We start from the raw sequence: 17,080 nt of genomic DNA, 5'->3' as shown, positions 1-17,080 counted from the left end.
CGGCTCCCGGCTCCCGGCTCCCGGCTCCCGGCTCCCGGCTCCCGGCTCCCGGCTCCCGGCTCCCGGCTCCCGGCTCCGAGGGATTCTGGACCATCGCCGTTTCACGTGAAACAGGCGCATGGGTTGAAGGTGCGTCCTTAGATTCTCGATTTGAAGGCGCGGGGCGGCACCTCTGGGAATCGCCTTGGGTGTCCGCGCGTCGCGGCTGCAAAGAGTGTGCCGCACTTGGCGTGAGGCGATGGAGTGACGACTTACGTCGTCCTGAACCTACAGAACCACAAGCGTTTGGCCGGCCCGCTGCTGACGGGGTGGCACAGCACCGAACCGCGCTCGCCCGTCTTGGAGCTAAAGTGCCGCTCGGAACGACGACGCGCTCACCCCTGCTCGTGCAATTGGCTACCGGCGGTGGACGAGGGGCTGTAGGAGTAGAAGCAGAGGCGGCCGGACGAACTCACGGACGCCTCTGAGCGCAATGTTTCACGTGGAACGCGGCGGCAGACTCTTGCAGTGGTTTGAGCTGGCTTCCCAGGGCTTGGTTCACGATGCCGGCGCCCGTCTAAGAAGTCACGGCAACCCGGACCACTTCATGGCTTCATTCCAAGCCGCGAAGACTTGTCACTCATGCGGATAGTCGAGCATGGCGAATCTGGAGCGCGCTCTGGAACATCTGCATGTAGGCGGATTACGCCTCGACGGCATGAGTACCCCGCGGGGTCCTGTCGCGCATGGAACAGCGGGACTTGCTTAAGCGCCTTGCAGGTCGACACAAGTCATACGGCGTCGCACAAGTCGAGGGAGCGCGCGTAGCACTTCGTCTGCGCCGGCTACGTCGGCCATACCTAACCGCTGCCACTTGGGCAGTGACCGACCGACGTATTTCGGTTCCGCAGAGGACCCGACGCTCGGCCTGACCCTCCGGCTCTGCTTGCCTCTGGTTTCACGTGAAACCAGGGGCAGGCCCTGTGTTCACCATCGACCTGGGGTAGCGAGCAGCGTCGCCACTCGCAGCGCGAGCGTGAAACCCCTAGCCTGCGACTGCTTTCACAGACCTTCGCGTCCGGTACCGGGTATGGGCTCAACGGCTCCCCACTCGGATCGGCTCGGACCTCGTCTCTACGCGATCGCAAAAGTGCCCCGACATCAGCTCAGCTGCGTTGGCGTGGCTGTTGATGAGATGGGGATGCCAGCCCTGCACGAAGGCCGACGCTGACAGATGCCCCCGGCCTTAGACAGTTGCCAGCTCTGCATGACTGCCGGCCCCCGAAAGAGTCCAGCTCTGCACGATTGCCAGCCCCGGCACAAATGCCAGCTCTGCAACCCTGGCGGCCAGGCTGCCAACATCAGGCCAGCATCCGTGCCAGCCCTGAAGCAAACTCTGCTCGCGTGATCTCCTTCTCTCGACCGGGCGCCTGCCTCACTACCCGACGCCGTACGACCGGACTGGGGCCAGCCGACTCGAGACGGAAGTCGTGCCACCTCGTACAGCTGGGTCCAACGGTCGTGGCGAGGTGGGAACCTATTGTTTCGAGGTCGAAGACGCAGCGCCGCCGGCACGCCATTGCCGGGTCGGGCATGGGGCATCGGGCATGGGCCATCAAGAGGGGAACAGATGCGGACCTCCACCTCCGCTCAGCCGCTGCCGGCGTCCGACGTCAGTCGACGCGCCGGTCAACTTCTCGTTGCTGGCAATCGACCCGCTGAAGTCGAGTCCAGGAGGTGGCCCGCGTAGACCTGGATGCGTCGACGCAGTCGATCGACACCCAAGCGCTCCGGTGTGGCTGACATGCACCAGGCCTCAACTGGCTGATGCCGCTCGACTCCGCTCGTCTGGAGCGCATGCAAGAAGGAGGCCGCTCTACCCGTGTTCCAAATGGAGTCACATGCTGCGCTCTTGGCCAGTAGCAAGGGGAGGCGAGTCACTGGAACTTGGCCGCGAACCCACGTTTCACGTGAAACGCGATCGGCCGCACGGAGCCAGGAGCAGCAGACCAAACGTCCATGGCGGCATTACCGGAGGAGAGGACCCGCCATCAACGAGCAGGCCTCGCCTGCGCAGATCGCGTCGGGGATGGCTGGGCGCCGGGGGGTTAACGCCACGATCACGCCGACTTCCGTGAACTACGAGCTCTGCCTTCAGCCCTTGACTCGAAATCTACCTCCACCTGGCCAATGGACTCTCCATTCCTGTCCCTCGTCGGCAGCGCCTGGACAAGCTCCATCGTCTGCGACCAACGGAAAGGCGAGGCGCACCGCCGATCTCAGGACGGGATGTTGTTGTAAGAAGGTCGGTACCACGGGAGGCCACAGCAATGGCGAGGTTCCCCAGAACGCAGCACAGGCCTGGAGCGCGAAATCCATAGCTCAGCTCTGACCGCTGGACCACTCCCGATCAGAGCCGCAAGTCCGCATTCTTGCGCCGACATCTTGGGCAAATGAGAAGGCCAAGCCACTGCGGAAAGCTCACGCCACGTTGACCTACCGGACGACGACGTGCATCGGAGCGCTCGGTTCAACCGGCGAAAGTCGCGACCGGCCATCCAGGCCGAGAGAGCGGACTTGCTTCGGAGATGCGGTCCGCGACAGCCATCGGCCCGGGCAGGTCGAACGCGTGAACCCAGCACGAAAGGGAAACCGATACAAGACCCTCGACCCAGAACCGCCGTAACGACCGAACCTCAGACTTTCAACCTCTGTAGCACCCAGCGTCACGCCTGAATCACGTCGCGGGGGAGAACCGGCCGGCAAGCACAGTCGCAAGTCCCTGCCGGACCTCATGTCCAACATCTTCAGGGGAGCGCTCTTGTCGCCACATTTGGCACTCCCGATGCCATCACCACCATCAACTCACACCTCTGCGGCAATCAACGGGTCGACACCATGGGACGCCGAGAGACAGGACGTAGGAACGTTGAGCTTGAAGGCAGTATGGTCACCTGTCGACGGCGAATCCAACCTCGACTTGCCCCAGATCATCGGTGCGGTCTCGATCTTGCTCGAAACCCGGCAAAAGGGGCGTTGGATTTGGCCGATTCTCCGATGAGCCATGGATCGCAAATCTCAGGAGAATGGCTCTGACAGAACCCGAAAAGCGTCTAACCGGCGGGGTTCCTCCGCATAAATGCGAGCTCTGTCAATGCGTTACCGACGCTTCAACGAATGGGCGGGATCGGCAGAAACAATCGGGGCACGCGACGAATCGCGTGCCCCCGAGAGTGAGTGGTTGGACGGAGACTACTCGTCGCCGCCGGTGTTGTTGGCGCCTTCTTCTTCTACGCCGATCATGCCTACTATGCGCTCGAGGTCATCGACCGTTGCGAACTCGATCGTGATCTTGCCCTTGTTGCGGCCGATGTCGACCTTCACTCGGGTGTCGAAGCGGTCGGACAAGCGCTCCGCCAGATCGTTGAGCGCGGGAGCATGCACCTTCGGCCGGCGGCTGGGCGCCGCCTTCTTGGCGGGGCCGTCCGCGATGGCCAGCGAAACGAGTTCCTCGGTTGCCCGTACGGAAAGGCCTTCCGCCACGATTCGCAGGGCGAGCTTCTCTTGGGCCTCGCTGTCGTCCAGGCCGAGCAGCGCCCGGGCGTGGCCGGCCGACAGAACACCGGCGGCGACCCGGCGCTGCACCGGCGCCGGCAGGTTCAGCAGACGGATGGTGTTGGAGATCTGCGGGCGGCTGCGGCCGATCCGCTTGGCCAGCTCTTCGTGCGTCGCCCCGAACTCCTCGAGTAGCTGCTGGTAGGCGGCTGCCTCTTCGAGCGGGTTGAGGTTCGCACGGTGGATGTTCTCGAGCAGCGCGTCGCGGAGCATCGCGTCGTCGCGGGTTTCCCGCACGATTGCGGGGATCTTGTCGCGGCCCACGGCCTGGGCGGCGCGCCAGCGACGCTCACCCATGACCAATTCGTAGCGACCCTCGCCCAGTTCGCGGACGACGATCGGCTGGAGGAAGCCGACTTCCTGAATCGACGTCTTGAGCTCGTCGAGCGCTTCCTCGTCGAACACGTGCCGCGGCTGCTTCGAGTTCGGCTCGATCGCGGTGACGTCGATCTCGGCGAACCGGGCCCCCGGGACGGGCGCCAACTCTTCAGCGGGCGGTGTCGCAGGCTCCATCGATTCGACAGGCGACGGTGCCGAAGGAGCCGGCGCGGAAGGCGCAGGCGGGGAAGAAACAGGTGCTGCCGGAGCAACGGCGGCCGGCGGTGGCGCCTCAGGGGCGGCCGGCGCCGTGGGGATCAAGGCACCGAGTCCACGACCCAGTCCGCCCCGGGGACGGTTCTTCATGCAGTGCCTCCCGTGTTGACCCCACGCATCGCGATCTCCAGGGCGGCCTCGAAGTAGCTGGTCGCGCCCCGTGAACCCGGATCGTAGGTCATCACGGACTGCCCATAGCTAGGAGCCTCCGAAACACGCACGTTTCGGGGGATGACGGCATTCAGCACCTTGGTCCCGAAGTGGTTGCGCACGTCCTGCTCCACCGCGTCGGCCAGCCGCGTGCGGCGGTCGTACATGGTCAGCAGGATCGTCGAAACGTCCAGCGTCGGGTTCAGGTGCTGGCGTACGAGGTTGATGTTGTTGATCAGTTGGTTCAGGCCCTCCAGCGCGTAGTACTCGCACTGGATCGGAATCAGCACTTCCTGCGCCGCGCAGAGGGCGTTGACCGTCAGCAGGCCGAGCGAGGGCGGGCAGTCGATGAACACGTAGTCGAACTGCTCGGGGTGAGCTGCGATGGCCCGGGCCAACCGCGACTCGCGAGCTACGACCGACACCAGCTCGATCTCCGCTCCCGCGAGGTCGATTGTCGCCGGCACGCACCAGAGATTCGGGATGCCCTCGACCGGCTGCGCCACCTCGGAGAGCGGAACGTTGTCGATCAAGCAGTCGTAAACGTCCGGAACGCCGGCGTGGTGCGGCACATTGAGGCCGGTTGACGCGTTCCCCTGCGGGTCGAGGTCGACCACGAGGACACGGTTACCGTGCAAGGCCAAGGCCACCGCCAGGTTCACGGTCGTGGTGGTCTTGCCCACGCCGCCCTTCTGATTCGCGACGCAGAGCACCCTCGGGTGGTCCGGACGCGGCATGGTGATCTCGCCGCTCGGGTTGAGGATCTGCACAGCTCGCAACGCTTCCATGGCTAGTGGCGGATCGTCTTCATCCCGTCCCGGCGTTTCACGTGAAACATGCTCGTCCGGTCCCGATGGAGCATCAGCGGGGGACACCGGGTTACCCGAAACGGGCGACGCGGAGACCGGGGCGGCCGAGACGGGTACGGGTGGTGGTGCCGACCGAGGCGCGGGGGCAGGGCGCCCAGACTCGTCCGCACCCGGCTGCGGCGAGGGTGATCCGTAGATCTGACCTCCCGCGGGGTAGCGAGGCGCGGGCACGCCCTGATCACCGGTGTTCAAAGCGCCACCAGGGCCACGGTCGCGGTCGAGAGATGACTCGGTTTCACGTGAAACACCGTACTCATGCACCGTTTTATCCCTGTTAGTGAGGAACGGGTCGGTCGGCGACACCTGCGTTCCGGCGACAGAGGGCCGGTCCAGACTATCGACGCTCGGCAAGCCTACGGGGGCCGGGCGTGCGTCGCCATGGCCGACCGCCTGATAGGGCGGTTGCATCACAGACAGTTCCGTCTCACCGGCGATATCGGGCGCCGTCGAGCCTGAACAGCCGTACGCATCGGAGAACTCCGACGTGGCGGCAGCCACGAAAGACGTGGCGGGAACGCCGGATAACGTGGCGGAAACACCGGAAGACGTGGCTGGAGCACCGAAAGACTCGACAAACGCGGCGTCCGCAACGGCCGGAACACCGGAACCAGCGGAGAAGGTGATCGTCACGCCTCGCGCAGCCGCCGGCCATGACGCTGAGGCCGAATCTGACGAAGCGCTCGACCCTACCGTCGTGCCCCCTGCAGACGTACTCACTTCATCCGCTGACGATCCACTGACGGGGCGGGACAGATCACGTACTGAAGATGGGGAGTTGCCCTGATCGGGGCGCCTCGCTCTTGCGTTCCGTTTGCGCGCGCCCCGCTTGGACATCTATCCCCTCCGCGAACTCTTCCGACCCGAGGAGCGACCGCCGGATTTCCCACGCGCGTCGCGTCCTGGACCCGCCGCCCGGGTGGACGGCTTCGGCCTTGACTGCACGACGACCTCGATCACCGTCGTCGGCGGGTCGATCAGACCCTCGCCGCACAGCCGGACGACCGGTTCGCCACCGCCGAGGGCGGCTACCGCATCGCGGTGTTCCGCAGCCTCCTCGGCAGCCGTGGCGCCCTTGAGCGCCAGCAGCCTGCCGCCGACCTTGGCCAGCGGCAGGCACCAACCAGCGAGCCGGTCGAGCGGGGCGACTGCCCGCGCTGTGACGACGTCGGCGCCGGCGGGGGGTCCGTCGACAACATCCTCGGCGCGGCCCCGGACAACCGTGACGGTCGCATCGAGGCCCAGGGCAGTCACCGCCTCCGACAGGAACGCGGTGCGTCGTGCCAGTGGCTCCACCAAGGTCATCTGCAGATCCGGCCTAGCCACTGCCAGCACGATACCGGGCAAACCGGCACCAGACCCGACGTCGACCACCGAAGCGCCGATAGGGATGATCTCGGACAGGACGGCACAATTCACAAGGTGACGTTCCCAGATGCGGGGAGCCTCCCGCGGACCGATGAGCCCGCGCACGACGCCGTCGGTCACCAGCAGCCGGGCGTACTCCGCAGCGAGCCCCAGCCGGTCGCCGAACACCTCGGCCGCAACGGCAACGATCTCCGCGGGCGGCTCAGCGTGAACGGCAGCCGGCGGCGCATCAAGCCCCGATGCCGCAGCAATGGAGTCCGACGCGCCAAGATCGGCCGAGGAGACGGAACGGACCGGCGAAGCGGATCGGCCCGGGAAAGCAATCGGCCGCCGAGCAGACCGACGGGGGGAAGTCCTGGCCGGGAAAGAATCCGGCCCGGGCGAATGCTCACCCGGGCCGGCGTCTCCCGCGCCGAAGCGAGGGTCAGTCATGTCAGTCGGCCACGCGCACCACGATGCGGCGGCTGGGCTCCACGCCCTCCGACTCGCTCTGTACTCCGGAGATCGCGTTGACCACGTCGTGCACGCACTTGCGCTCGAACGCCGACATCGGCTCCAGGCGCACCGGGTCACCGTGCTCCTTGACCTTCTCGACCGCGTTACGCGCCACCGCGGCGAGCTCCTTGCGGCGCGACGCCCGGTAGCCACCGATGTCGAGCAGCAGGCGCGAGGGAGATCCGGTCGCCCGGAAGATCGCCAGCCGGGTGAGCTCCTGCAGGGCCTCCAGCGTGGCGCCGCGCTGGCCGACGAGCGGCTGGAGCCGGCCCCCGACAACCTCGACCATCGGCCGGCCCGCCGACACGAGCTCGTCGATGTCGCCGTCGTAGTCGAGGATGTCCAGCAGACCCTCGACGTAGTCGGCGGCGATCTCGCTCTGGCGGAACAGGTCGCCGTCGGATGCGACGGTCTCCGACGTCTTGGTCTCCTCGGCCGTCACGGTCGAGGCTTCAGCCTCGGACGACGCGGAGACCGACGATTCGGGCGTGCTGGTGTCGGTCACGGTCTCATCTCCGTACTCAATCGGGCCGGACCTGCTCGGTCCGCTGTTCCCGCGGCAGCGCCGGCGGTGAGCCGGGCCGCGGGGAGGTATCGGCAAGGGGAGCGCCCGGGCGTTCTCGGAAGAACACCCGGGCCGCGATCATCCCTTGGGTTTGCTCGCCGGTCGGGCGCCCTTCTTCGGATTCACCGGTTTGGCACCGGGCTTGGGCGCCAGGGCCTTGGTGTCCACAACGGGCGTCTGGGGCTCGGGCTGCGGCTTCTTGCCGAACAGGCCACCGCTGCGGCCGGGCTGCACCGGGCTCTTCGGCGCGGCGCCACCGGCCGGCTTCTTGACCGGCGGGCCGGACGGACGGGCCGGGGCCGAGCCGGGCTTCTTGGCCATCGGCGGCGGCGGGAACTTGCGGAGCACCCACTGCTGCTGGCCCAGGGTGAAGAGGTTGTTCGTGACCCAGTAGATGATGACGCCGATCGGGAACAGCGCGCCGGAGACGAGCAGCGAGAGCGGGATGCCGTAGAGCATCAGGCGCTGGATCATCTTCTGCTGCGGGTCCTCGGCCCAACCGGTCTTGAGGATCATCTGACGGCTGGTCAGGTAGGTCGTCGACATCATGATCAGGACCAGGATGCCAGCAATGATCTTGACCGTGGTGCCGTTGGCCTGGAGGGCGGTGAGCTCCTCGGCCGTGGAGCCGAACTTGCCGGCCAGCGGCGCGGTGAAGAGCGAGGCGTGGGTCGCGCTCTCGAACTGCTCGACCGTCCAGCCGTACAGGGTCTTGCCCTGGTTGTCGGGGTTGAGCCGACGAAGAACGTGGAACAGGCCGAGGAAGACGGGGATCTGCAAGAACATCGGAAGGCAGCCCATGAGCGGGTTCGCCTTCTCGGTCTTGTAGAGCTCCATCATTTCCTTCTGGAGCGTCTCCCGGTCACCCTTGTGCTTCTCCTGCAGCTCCTTGACCTTGGGCTGCAGCGCCTGCATGGCCCGCTGGCTCTTGATCTGCTTGACGAAGACGGGGAAGAGGATGACCCGGACGGTCACCACCAGGAACACGATCGCCAGCACCCACGACCAGTTCGAACCGAGGAACCGGCCTTCGGGGACCCCGATGAAGTCCCACAGGGTGTGCCAGCGCAGAAGGATCCACGAAATGGCGTAGTAGATCCAGTCGAGACTCATTCAGGCTCCAGTCACATCGGCAGGACGGTGACGGATCGGGTCAGGTACCGGGTCGTACCCGCCGGGGTGGAAGGGGTGGCAGCGCAGGAGCCGCCAGACCGCCAGACCCGTCCCTTTCACAGCACCGTGACGCGCCAGCGCTTCCTGGGCGTACGCGCTGCACGAGGGATAGAACCGACAGCGGGCCGGTAGCACCGGACTCACATAACGACGGTACGCGACCACCATCGCCGTCAGCACGCGGGCAAGCAGGCTCATCGCGGCCGCCTCGGTTTGCGCGCCGCCGCGAGTGCGGCGCTGAGATCGGTGCCGAGAGTCGCGTACGACGCCGCGGCGGCAGCCGGCAACGCGCGGACGACCAGCGTCGACCCGGCTGGAAGTTCGTCGAGCAGCGGACGCACCAGGTGCCGCAGACGGCGGCGGACCTTGTTACGGATCACCGCGTTACCGACGGCTTTGGATACGACGAAGCCGGCGCGCGCCGCGGGGGCTTGCACCGGCTCCTCGAGAAGCAGATGTACGACAATCGTGCCCCGGCCGACGCGGCGACCACCGCGGATCGCTGCGGCGAAGTCGGCGCTACGCCGCAGTCGCTGCGTCGCGGCCAGCACGACTACCTGGGCATTCCGGCCCGACAGCCGTCGGCTCAGGCCGACAGCTTGTCGCGGCCCTTGGTGCGGCGCGAAGCGAGGATGGCACGCCCGGCCCGGGTGCGCATGCGCAGCCGGAAGCCGTGGGTCTTGGCACGCCGGCGGTTGTTCGGCTGGTAGGTGCGCTTGCTCACGTCAGAACTCCGTCTTCATACAACATCCAGGGGGCATCAAAGCTGCAAGACGCCACTTTAGCAGAGCGCGGCGGAGCAACCGCTCGACCCTACGCAGGGCGACCACGCCGGTCAACCATAGCCTGCTCCGGCACGCCGTCGCCCTTTCACCCGTACGGTGACCGGCTTGGTCTTTGTACACAGGTAGTGAATCTTTTCCCGCGGCCGGGCCCTTGCCGCCCGCGGGCAGAGTTGATGGTTCGCCGAGATCGCTGTTAGCGTGCCCGTTTGCTGGTCAGCGGCAACGCTGTCCGCGTACCACGACGAGTCGGCCAGAACCAGACAAGCAGGTGAATCGTTCGCCACGATGAGCCTGCCGAACCGCGCCATACCAGGCTCCGGAAGTCTGCCGACCATCCGGCCGGGGAGCGTCCGCCGGGCGTGCACAGGTTGTGGATAACCTGTGGATAGCCGGTGGCGCCGAACGTCTTCAGCACGTTAAATGTGGTGCTGGGTCAGGGGGAACCGCCGAGCGCCCCGAAGGGCGCCGGCGGGCAAGGCGGTAGCCGGATTGAGGTCCACCGGGGGTCGGTGGCGATGGGGGTGGCGCGGCGGTGGCCGATCAGGTCGACCTGAGCGGTGTGTGGAAGGCAACGCTGGATGAACTGGCCGACGAGATCTCGTCGCGTCAGCAGCGTGCCTATCTGCAGCTGACTCAGCTACGCGCCATAGTCGAGGACACTGCGCTGCTCGCTGTCCCCGACGCCTTCACCCGCGACGTCATCGAGTCCCGCCTGCGTCCCGCGATCACCGAGGCGCTGAGCCGCCGGTTGAACCGCCCGATCCAGGTCGCGGTCACGGTAAAGCCGTCCGAGGACGGTTCCGGCCTGCCCGGCACGGTCTATGGCACCCCCGTCGAGCCGGGCGCCGATCAGCCGGGCGAGCCTCAGCCGCGGCACTATGCCGATCCGCCCCGCCAATCCGAGGCGCCGGCCTACGACGGCTATCCGACAGGGTCGGCCCAGCAACCGTCCTATCCCCGTGGAGTCCCCACAGCTCGCGGCGGTCAGGAGGCGCTTTTCGGCGACCCGATGCCCTCGCAGCCGGCTCCGGTGGCGCGGATGGGCAATCCGGTGACACACGTCACCGAAAATTCCATGACCGATTCTCCCCAGCTGCGGGACAACCAGCGCCGGCCGGACGACCGCTCGCCGATGATGGGCGGCAACGACCCTCGCGACGACACTCTGCAGATGCGGGGCGACAACGGCCCGGGCCGGTCGCCGCTCGACATCCGGCCGAGCAGCAATCCCCGGGGCACCAACGACGGCAACCGGCTCAACCCGAAGTACATGTTCGAGACGTTCGTCATCGGTTCGTCCAACCGCTTCGCGCACGCGGCAGCCGTCGCCGTCGCCGAGTCACCCGCCAAGGCGTACAACCCGCTGTTCATCTACGGCAGTTCCGGTCTGGGCAAGACCCACCTGCTGCACGCGATCGGTCACTACGCGACCACGCTGGGCCATGCGCGAAGTGTCCGCTACGTCTCCACTGAGGAATTCACCAACGACTTCATCAACAGTCTGCGCGACGACAAGACGCAGGCTTTCCAGCGGCGCTACCGCGACGTCGACATCCTGCTGATCGACGACATCCAGTTCCTGGAGAACCGCGAGCGCACGCAGGAGGAGTTCTTCCACACCTTCAATACCCTGCACAACGCCAACAAGCAGATCGTCATCAGCTCCGACCGTTCGCCGCGCCAGCTGGCCACGCTGGAAGACCGCATGCGCACGCGTTTCGAGTGGGGCCTGCTCGCCGACATCCAGCCGCCCGATCTCGAGACGCGCATCGCGATCCTGCAGAAGAAGGCCGCGCAGGAAAGGATGTACGCGCCCGCCGACGTGCTCGAGTTCATCGCGTCGCGCGTCTCCAACTCGATCCGCGAGCTCGAAGGCGCCCTCATCCGGGTGACGGCGTTCGCCAGCCTGACCCGCTCCCCGGTGCAGCTCTCGCTGGCCGAAGAGGTGCTGCGCGACTTCATGCCCGACGGCGCCGGCCCCGAGATCACCGCCGACCAGATCATGGTGTCGACGGCCGACTACTTCGGTGTCTCGCTCGAGGATCTGCGTGGCCACTCCCGCTCCCGTGTTCTGGTCAACGCCCGCCAGGTCGCCATGTATCTGTGCCGCGAGCTGACCGAGCTCTCCCTCCCTCGCATCGGCCAGGCCTTCGGCGGACGCGACCACACCACGGTCATGCACGCCGACCGCAAGATCCGTCAGCACATGGCCGAGCGCCGGTCGCTCTACAACCAGATCGCCGAGCTGACCAACCGCATCAAACAGAGCACCTGACCGCGACGTTTCTCATTGCTGCTGCCGGCCCAAGCACGAGACGACCGTCGGTAGCACCTGGACCTGCCCAACAGCGGGCCGACGAACTGACCACCGCATCAAACAGAAGACCGAAGACCTTTTCCAGTACGCGGCTGTGAGGTCTTCGGTCGTGCCGGGTTCCCACAGCACGCCACCCGCCTCTCCGAATCGCGACGCGGGCCGGCGCCGGGCAGGCAGCCTCACCCACCCCTGTGGACAAGCGCTGAGCCCTCAGGCCAGTCAGGACCATTCCCGCAGCTAGCTGACGGTCTCCGCCCGCTGTCCACAGGCTGCCCAAACGCGACGACCGCGGTGTGTCCCGCGACGATGCTGAGCCGCCCCAGGGCTGGGACGAGATCGACGCGCCGCGCACATCAACCCCCCGAAGTCACCGGCCCCGGATCTCAATCCACACGGACCAGCGTCCCCCGATGGGCTAATTTTCAGCGTTCCTCCACATTTGTCCACAGCTTGTGCACAGCGCGGAGCGCTTGGACCCACGAGTTATCCACAGGACCGCGACTCGCATGACCCACAACACGGCATGAAGGACCCCACCGCCGACCGCGAACGTCGCCCATCCCCAGACGGGGTTTGTCAACGCCGGGACGAAACCGTTTCGTGCCAACGTTGTCCACACTAATCCACAGCAATTCACAGGCCTTGTCCCCAGCGGTGGATAACTTCCGCCCGCCCCCTCCACAGATGTGGACGAGCCCTGGGGAAATCGATGTGGACAGACACGGAGAGTCACTCGGCTTTCCACCGCCTGTGGAAGCGTGTGGATTTCCTGTTGAAGAAACTGGGGACGACGGGCCGGAAGCGTCCCGACGTCATCCACAGGTCGGGGGATAAAACCCGTGGATATCCGGTGGATAGCCGGTGGACAACGGTGGACAACCACCGCGCGGCCCGGCGGCTGTGGACGCAGACCGGGGTTTGTACCCTGGTTTCCCACATGTGAATCACCGGTGGATAACCCGCTGGCCTGCGCAAACGTGAGTTCTCCACAGAGTGCACAGGACCGATGAAGACGACTAGTTATCTCTTCTATAGAGAACAAAAAGCAATCAACGGCGTTGTGGATGGTGTGGATCGGTCGCTGACGGCTCCTCAGCGGTCCCGCTCCACGAGAGCAAGAGCGCACCGAGATCAGGATCGGAGCCCGGACCGGACGGCAGGGGCTCCGACCGGTCGGAGCCTCGGTGAGGTGTCGGCCGCACCGACGTACGGAAACTGGATCACCGGAGTCGGCACACCGAGGGGCAGCGAGGGCGGCTCGTCAGGCGTCACGATGGTGGACCACACTGATTAGGCCACTCTCGGCCCGACGAATAAGGTTCGTGGGGGTCGACGACGCCCCGACACGAGAAAGCGACGCGGAGGACAGCATGAAGTTCCGGGTGGAGCGAGACGCACTCGCCGACGCCGTGGCCTGGACGGCGAAGAGCCTGCCCAGCCGGCCGTCGGTTCCGGTTCTCGCCGGCGTCATGCTGCGCGTCACCGACAGCCGGCTGCAGGTCTCCGGCTTCGACTACGAGGTCTCCAGCCAGGTGACCGTCGAGGTGCAGGCCGACGCCGACGGCGCCGCCCTCGTCTCCGGCCGCCTGCTCGCCGAGATCACCAAGGCGCTGCCGGCCAAGCCGGTCGACATCGCCGCTGTGGGCGCCCACCTCGAGCTGGTCTGCGGCAGCGCGCGGTTCACCCTGCCGACCATGCCGGTCGAGGACTACCCGAGCCTGCCCGAGATGCCGTCGAGCGCCGGCACGGTCGACGCGGCCGCCTTCGCCGCCGCCGTGGCCCAGGTGGCCATCGCCGCCGGTCGCGACGAGACCCTGCCGATGATGACCGGCGTGCGGATCGAGCTCAACGGCACGAGCATGGCCATGCTGGCCACCGACCGCTACCGCCTGGCCATGCGCGAGATGGAGTGGAATCCGGACGACCCCGAGATCAGCCTCAACGCGCTGGTGCCGGCCAAGACGCTGAACGACACCGCCAAGACCCTGGGCCCGCTCGGCGGCTCGGTGGTGCTCGCCCTGGCCCAGGGCAACGCGGGCGAGGGCATGATCGGTTTTGCCGGCGGCACGCGACGCACGACCAGCCGCCTGCTCGACGGGGCCAACTACCCGCCTGTCCGGTCGCTCTTCCCGGCCAGCAGCAACGCGCAGGCCCAGATCGTCGTGTCAGCCCTCGTCGAGGTCGTCCGCCGCGTCGCCCTGGTCGCCGAGCGCACCACCCCGGTGCTGCTGAGCTTCAGTGAGGACGGTCTGGTGGTCGAGGCCGGTGGGACCGAAGAGGCACGGGCCAGCGAGGCGATGGAGGCGTCGTTCACCGGGGAGCCGCTGACGATCGGCTTCAACCCGCAGTACCTCATCGACGGTCTGCAGAACCTGGGCGCGACGAACGCGATCTTCTCGTTCGTCGACGCATTCAAGCCCGCTGTGATCTCCCCCGCATCCGAAACCGGCGAAATCGTGCCCGGTTACCGCTATCTGATCATGCCGATCCGGGTAACCCGCTGATACTGAAGGTTGTTCAGGGCCTGCCTTGACCGGCGATCGGGCTGCAAGCTCACCGCTTCGGTCTCCAAAGCCCTGAACAATCTTCACCGGGCAGGAAAGCAACGCTCATCTAGGGGGAACACCATGCAGCTCGGCCTCATCGGTCTCGGCCGAATGGGTGGGAACATGCGCGACCGGATCCGCGCAGCCGGACACGAGGTGGTCGGCTACGACCATCACCCGGAGAACAGCGACGTCGCGAACCTGGCCGAAATGGTCTCGAAGCTCGCCGCTCCGCGGGTCGTCTGGACCATGGTCCCGGCCGGCAAGATCACCGAGGACGCCATCAACGAGCTCGCCGGGCTGCTCGAGCCGGGCGACGTCATCATCGACGGCGGCAACTCCAAGTTCACCGACGACGGCCCGCGGGCCGAGCGTCTCAAGCCCAAGGGCATCAAGTACCTCGACGTCGGCGTCTCGGGTGGCATCTGGGGCAAGGACAACGGGTACGCCCTGATGGTCGGCGGCGACGCGGAAGACGTGGCCAAGGCCCAGCCGATCTTCGACGCGCTCAAGCCGGCCGGCGAGTTCGGCTTCGCGCACGCCGGCACGCACGGCGCCGGGCACTACGCCAAGATGATCCACAACGGCATCGAGTACGGCATGATGCAGGCGTACGGCGAGGGCTACGAGATCCTCATCGCCTCCGAGCTCGTCCACAACGTGCCGGCCGTCATCAAGAGCTGGCGCGAGGGCAGCGTCGTCAAGTCGTGGCTGCTCGACCTGCTCGACCGGGCGCTCGACGAGGACCCGACGCTCTCCGGCCTCAAGGGCTACGTCGACGACACCGGCGAGGGCCGCTGGACCGTCGACGAGGCCATCCGGCTCGCTGTGCCCGCCCACGTGCTGGCCGCCTCGATCTTCAACCGCTTCGAGTCCCGTCAGGACGACTCGCCGGCGATGAAGGCGGTGGCGGCGCTCCGTCAGCAATTCGGCGGCCACGCCGTCAAGCGCTGAGGCACACGTGTACGTACGCCGGGTCGAGCTGACCGACTTCCGTTCCTACGAGCGAGTGGCGGTTGATCTCGATCCCGGCGTGTCCGTGCTGGTCGGCCAGAACGGCATGGGCAAGACCAACCTGATCGAGGCGCTGGGTTATGTGGCCACTCTGGACAGTCACCGGGTGGCCACCGACGCCCCACTGGTCCGGGCCGGCGCGGCCTCGGCGGTGATCCGCTGCGCGATCGTCCACGAGGGACGCGAGCTGCTGGTCGAACTCGAGATCGTGCCCGGTAAGGCCAACCGGGCGCGGCTCAACCGGTCGCCGGTGCGCCGGCCGCGCGAGGTGCTGGGCGCGCTGCGCATGGTGTTGTTCGCCCCCGAGGATCTCGAACTGGTCCGCGGTGACCCGTCGGAACGCCGTCGCTACCTCGACGATCTGCTCGTCGCCCGCCAGCCGCGTTTCGCCGGGGTGCGCTCCGACTACGACCGGGTCGTCAAGCAGCGCAACGCCCTGCTGCGGACGGCGTACCTGACCCGCAAGGTCGGCGGCACCCGCGGCCAGGATCTGTCCACTCTCGCCGTCTGGGATCAGCACCTCGCGCACCACGGCGCCGAGCTGCTGGCCGGTCGGCTGGAGCTCACCGCCGCTCTCGGGCCGCACCTGACCAAGGCCTACGACGCGGTGGCGGCCGGTAGGGCGTCGGCTTCGATCGCGTACGCGGCCAAGCTCGGCGACGGCCTCGTGCCGGACCGCACGGCGCTCGAGCAGGCCCTGCTCGCCTCGCTGCAGGAGCGCCGGCCGGCCGAGATCGAGCGGGGCACCACCCTGGTCGGTCCGCACCGCGACGACCTGACGCTGGCGCTGGGCGACCTGCCGGCGAAGGGCTACGCGAGTCACGGCGAGTCGTGGTCGTTCGCGCTGGCCCTGCGCCTGGCCGCCTACGACCTGCTGCGCTCGGACGGGATCGAGCCGGTGCTCGTGCTCGACGACGTCTTCGCCGAACTGGACGGCGGGCGGCGCGAAAGGCTCGCGGCCCTGGTCTCCGACGCGGCGCAACTGCTGGTGACCTGCGCCGTCCCCGAGGACGTGCCGGCTGCCCTGCGCGGGGCCCGGTTCGACGTTTCCGCAGGTACGGTGACCCGTGCCGGCTGACGAGCAGCAGCCCCGCCCCGACCCCGGCCGCGATCGCCGCGAGCTGCACGACGAGCTCGTCCGGGAACGCCACGAGGGCCTGGCCCGGGAACGCCGCGCCGACCTGTACCGCGGCGAACGCGACGACCTGGTCCGGGAGCACCGCCCGCCGTCGACCGCCGAGCGCTTCTATCCACAGGCCGATCCACAGGGCCTGGCCCGCGAGGAACTGGGCGACGTCGACGACGGCTGGTACTCCGCCGAGCCGCCGCTCTTCGAAGATCAGGCGCCGACCAAGCCGGGTCCCCAGTCGCGCGACGGTCGTCCGGCAGCTCCACGAGATCGCGGTGAGAGCCGCGCTACGGGCGTTCCCGCCGTGGATCGTGGTCAGGACCCCGGGCGAGCCGATTCAAGGCCGCAGAGACGCGCTGAGGGCGATTCCGGGGCTGCGTCCAACTCGCAACGGGGCGTTCAAGGCGAGGCCGAGAAGGCAGCCGGCACTCAGGGCGGCACCGGGAGTGGCGCCGGGGCCGGGCCGGCCGACGAAGCGTCCGGG

The 17,080-nt window shown here is 67.2% G+C and carries 12 protein-coding genes; 4 read left to right on the top strand and 8 right to left on the bottom strand.

What is annotated here, in order from left to right; genetic code table 11:
• Positions 1–3,231 precede the first annotated feature (3,231 nt).
• From LXN57_RS30040 to rpmH, 8 genes are all read right to left on the bottom strand, one after another.
• Complete coding sequence (locus LXN57_RS30040; RefSeq protein WP_251801554.1) at positions 3,232–4,278, bottom strand: ParB/RepB/Spo0J family partition protein; 1,047 nt, start codon at positions 4,276–4,278, stop codon at positions 3,232–3,234.
• Positions 4,275–5,399 (bottom strand): ParA family protein, encoded by a 1,125-nt coding sequence (locus LXN57_RS30035; RefSeq protein ID WP_438872930.1) that lies wholly within the window; start codon positions 5,397–5,399, stop codon positions 4,275–4,277. The genes LXN57_RS30040 and LXN57_RS30035 overlap by 4 nt, the downstream gene beginning before the upstream one ends.
• A gap of 642 nt (positions 5,400–6,041) precedes the next feature.
• The gene (gene rsmG, locus LXN57_RS30030) at positions 6,042–6,740 is read right to left on the bottom strand and encodes a 16S rRNA (guanine(527)-N(7))-methyltransferase RsmG (RefSeq protein WP_438872928.1); all 699 of its coding nucleotides are present in this window, start codon (positions 6,738–6,740) and stop codon (positions 6,042–6,044) included.
• 265 nt (positions 6,741–7,005) lie between these two features.
• Positions 7,006–7,572, bottom strand: a complete 567-nt coding sequence (locus LXN57_RS30025) for a Jag family protein (protein WP_221380943.1) — start codon at positions 7,570–7,572, stop codon at positions 7,006–7,008.
• Between the two features lie 138 nt (positions 7,573–7,710).
• Positions 7,711–8,745: a membrane protein insertase YidC gene (yidC, locus tag LXN57_RS30020; protein ID WP_251801553.1), complete on the bottom strand. Its 1,035-nt coding sequence runs from the start codon at positions 8,743–8,745 to the stop codon at positions 7,711–7,713.
• Entirely contained in the window at positions 8,746–9,003 is a 258-nt protein-coding gene (gene yidD, locus LXN57_RS30015; RefSeq protein WP_215795203.1) for a membrane protein insertion efficiency factor YidD, read from the bottom strand. It lies immediately after the preceding gene.
• A complete protein-coding gene (gene rnpA / locus LXN57_RS30010) occupies positions 9,000–9,356 on the bottom strand; it encodes a ribonuclease P protein component (protein ID WP_251801552.1) in 357 nt (118 codons plus the stop codon). Before rnpA ends, yidD begins: the two co-directional genes overlap by 4 nt.
• Before the next feature lie 35 nt (positions 9,357–9,391).
• On the bottom strand, positions 9,392–9,529 hold the full coding sequence (gene rpmH, locus LXN57_RS30005; protein WP_221380940.1) for a 50S ribosomal protein L34: 138 nt from the start codon (positions 9,527–9,529) through the stop codon (positions 9,392–9,394).
• Positions 9,530–10,122: 593 nt separating this feature from the next.
• Here rpmH and dnaA point away from each other — a divergent pair.
• The 4 genes from dnaA (at position 10,123) to recF (ending at position 16,545) form a co-directional block, all read left to right on the top strand.
• Positions 10,123–11,865: a chromosomal replication initiator protein DnaA gene (gene dnaA, locus LXN57_RS30000; protein ID WP_251801551.1), complete on the top strand. Its 1,743-nt coding sequence runs from the start codon at positions 10,123–10,125 to the stop codon at positions 11,863–11,865.
• A gap of 1,412 nt (positions 11,866–13,277) precedes the next feature.
• Positions 13,278–14,411 (top strand): DNA polymerase III subunit beta, encoded by a 1,134-nt coding sequence (dnaN, locus tag LXN57_RS29995; RefSeq protein WP_251801550.1) that lies wholly within the window; start codon positions 13,278–13,280, stop codon positions 14,409–14,411.
• 72 nt (positions 14,412–14,483) lie between these two features.
• Entirely contained in the window at positions 14,484–15,407 is a 924-nt protein-coding gene (gnd, locus tag LXN57_RS29990; RefSeq protein WP_285904687.1) for a phosphogluconate dehydrogenase (NAD(+)-dependent, decarboxylating), read from the top strand.
• Positions 15,408–15,414: 7 nt separating this feature from the next.
• Positions 15,415–16,545, top strand: a complete 1,131-nt coding sequence (gene recF, locus LXN57_RS29985; protein ID WP_251801548.1) for a DNA replication/repair protein RecF — start codon at positions 15,415–15,417, stop codon at positions 16,543–16,545.
• Positions 16,546–17,080: the final 535 nt, after the last annotated feature.

It is taken from the genome of Paractinoplanes hotanensis, assembly GCF_023717965.1.
Taxonomy (GTDB): Bacteria; Actinomycetota; Actinomycetes; order Mycobacteriales; family Micromonosporaceae; genus Actinoplanes; species Actinoplanes polyasparticus.
The sequence above is the reverse complement of the archived record's forward strand: the minus strand, read 5'-3'. Positions and strand labels throughout refer to the sequence as shown.

Coding starts and splice junctions, on each gene's coding strand:
- dnaN (WP_251801550.1), top strand. CDS start 13,278: ATGAAGTTCCGGGTGGAGCGAGACGCACTCGCCGACGCCGTGGCCTGG.
- LXN57_RS30040 (WP_251801554.1), bottom strand. CDS start 4,278: ATGAAGAACCGTCCCCGGGGCGGACTGGGTCGTGGACTCGGTGCCTTG.
- yidC (WP_251801553.1), bottom strand. CDS start 8,745: ATGAGTCTCGACTGGATCTACTACGCCATTTCGTGGATCCTTCTGCGC.
- yidD (WP_215795203.1), bottom strand. CDS start 9,003: ATGAGCCTGCTTGCCCGCGTGCTGACGGCGATGGTGGTCGCGTACCGT.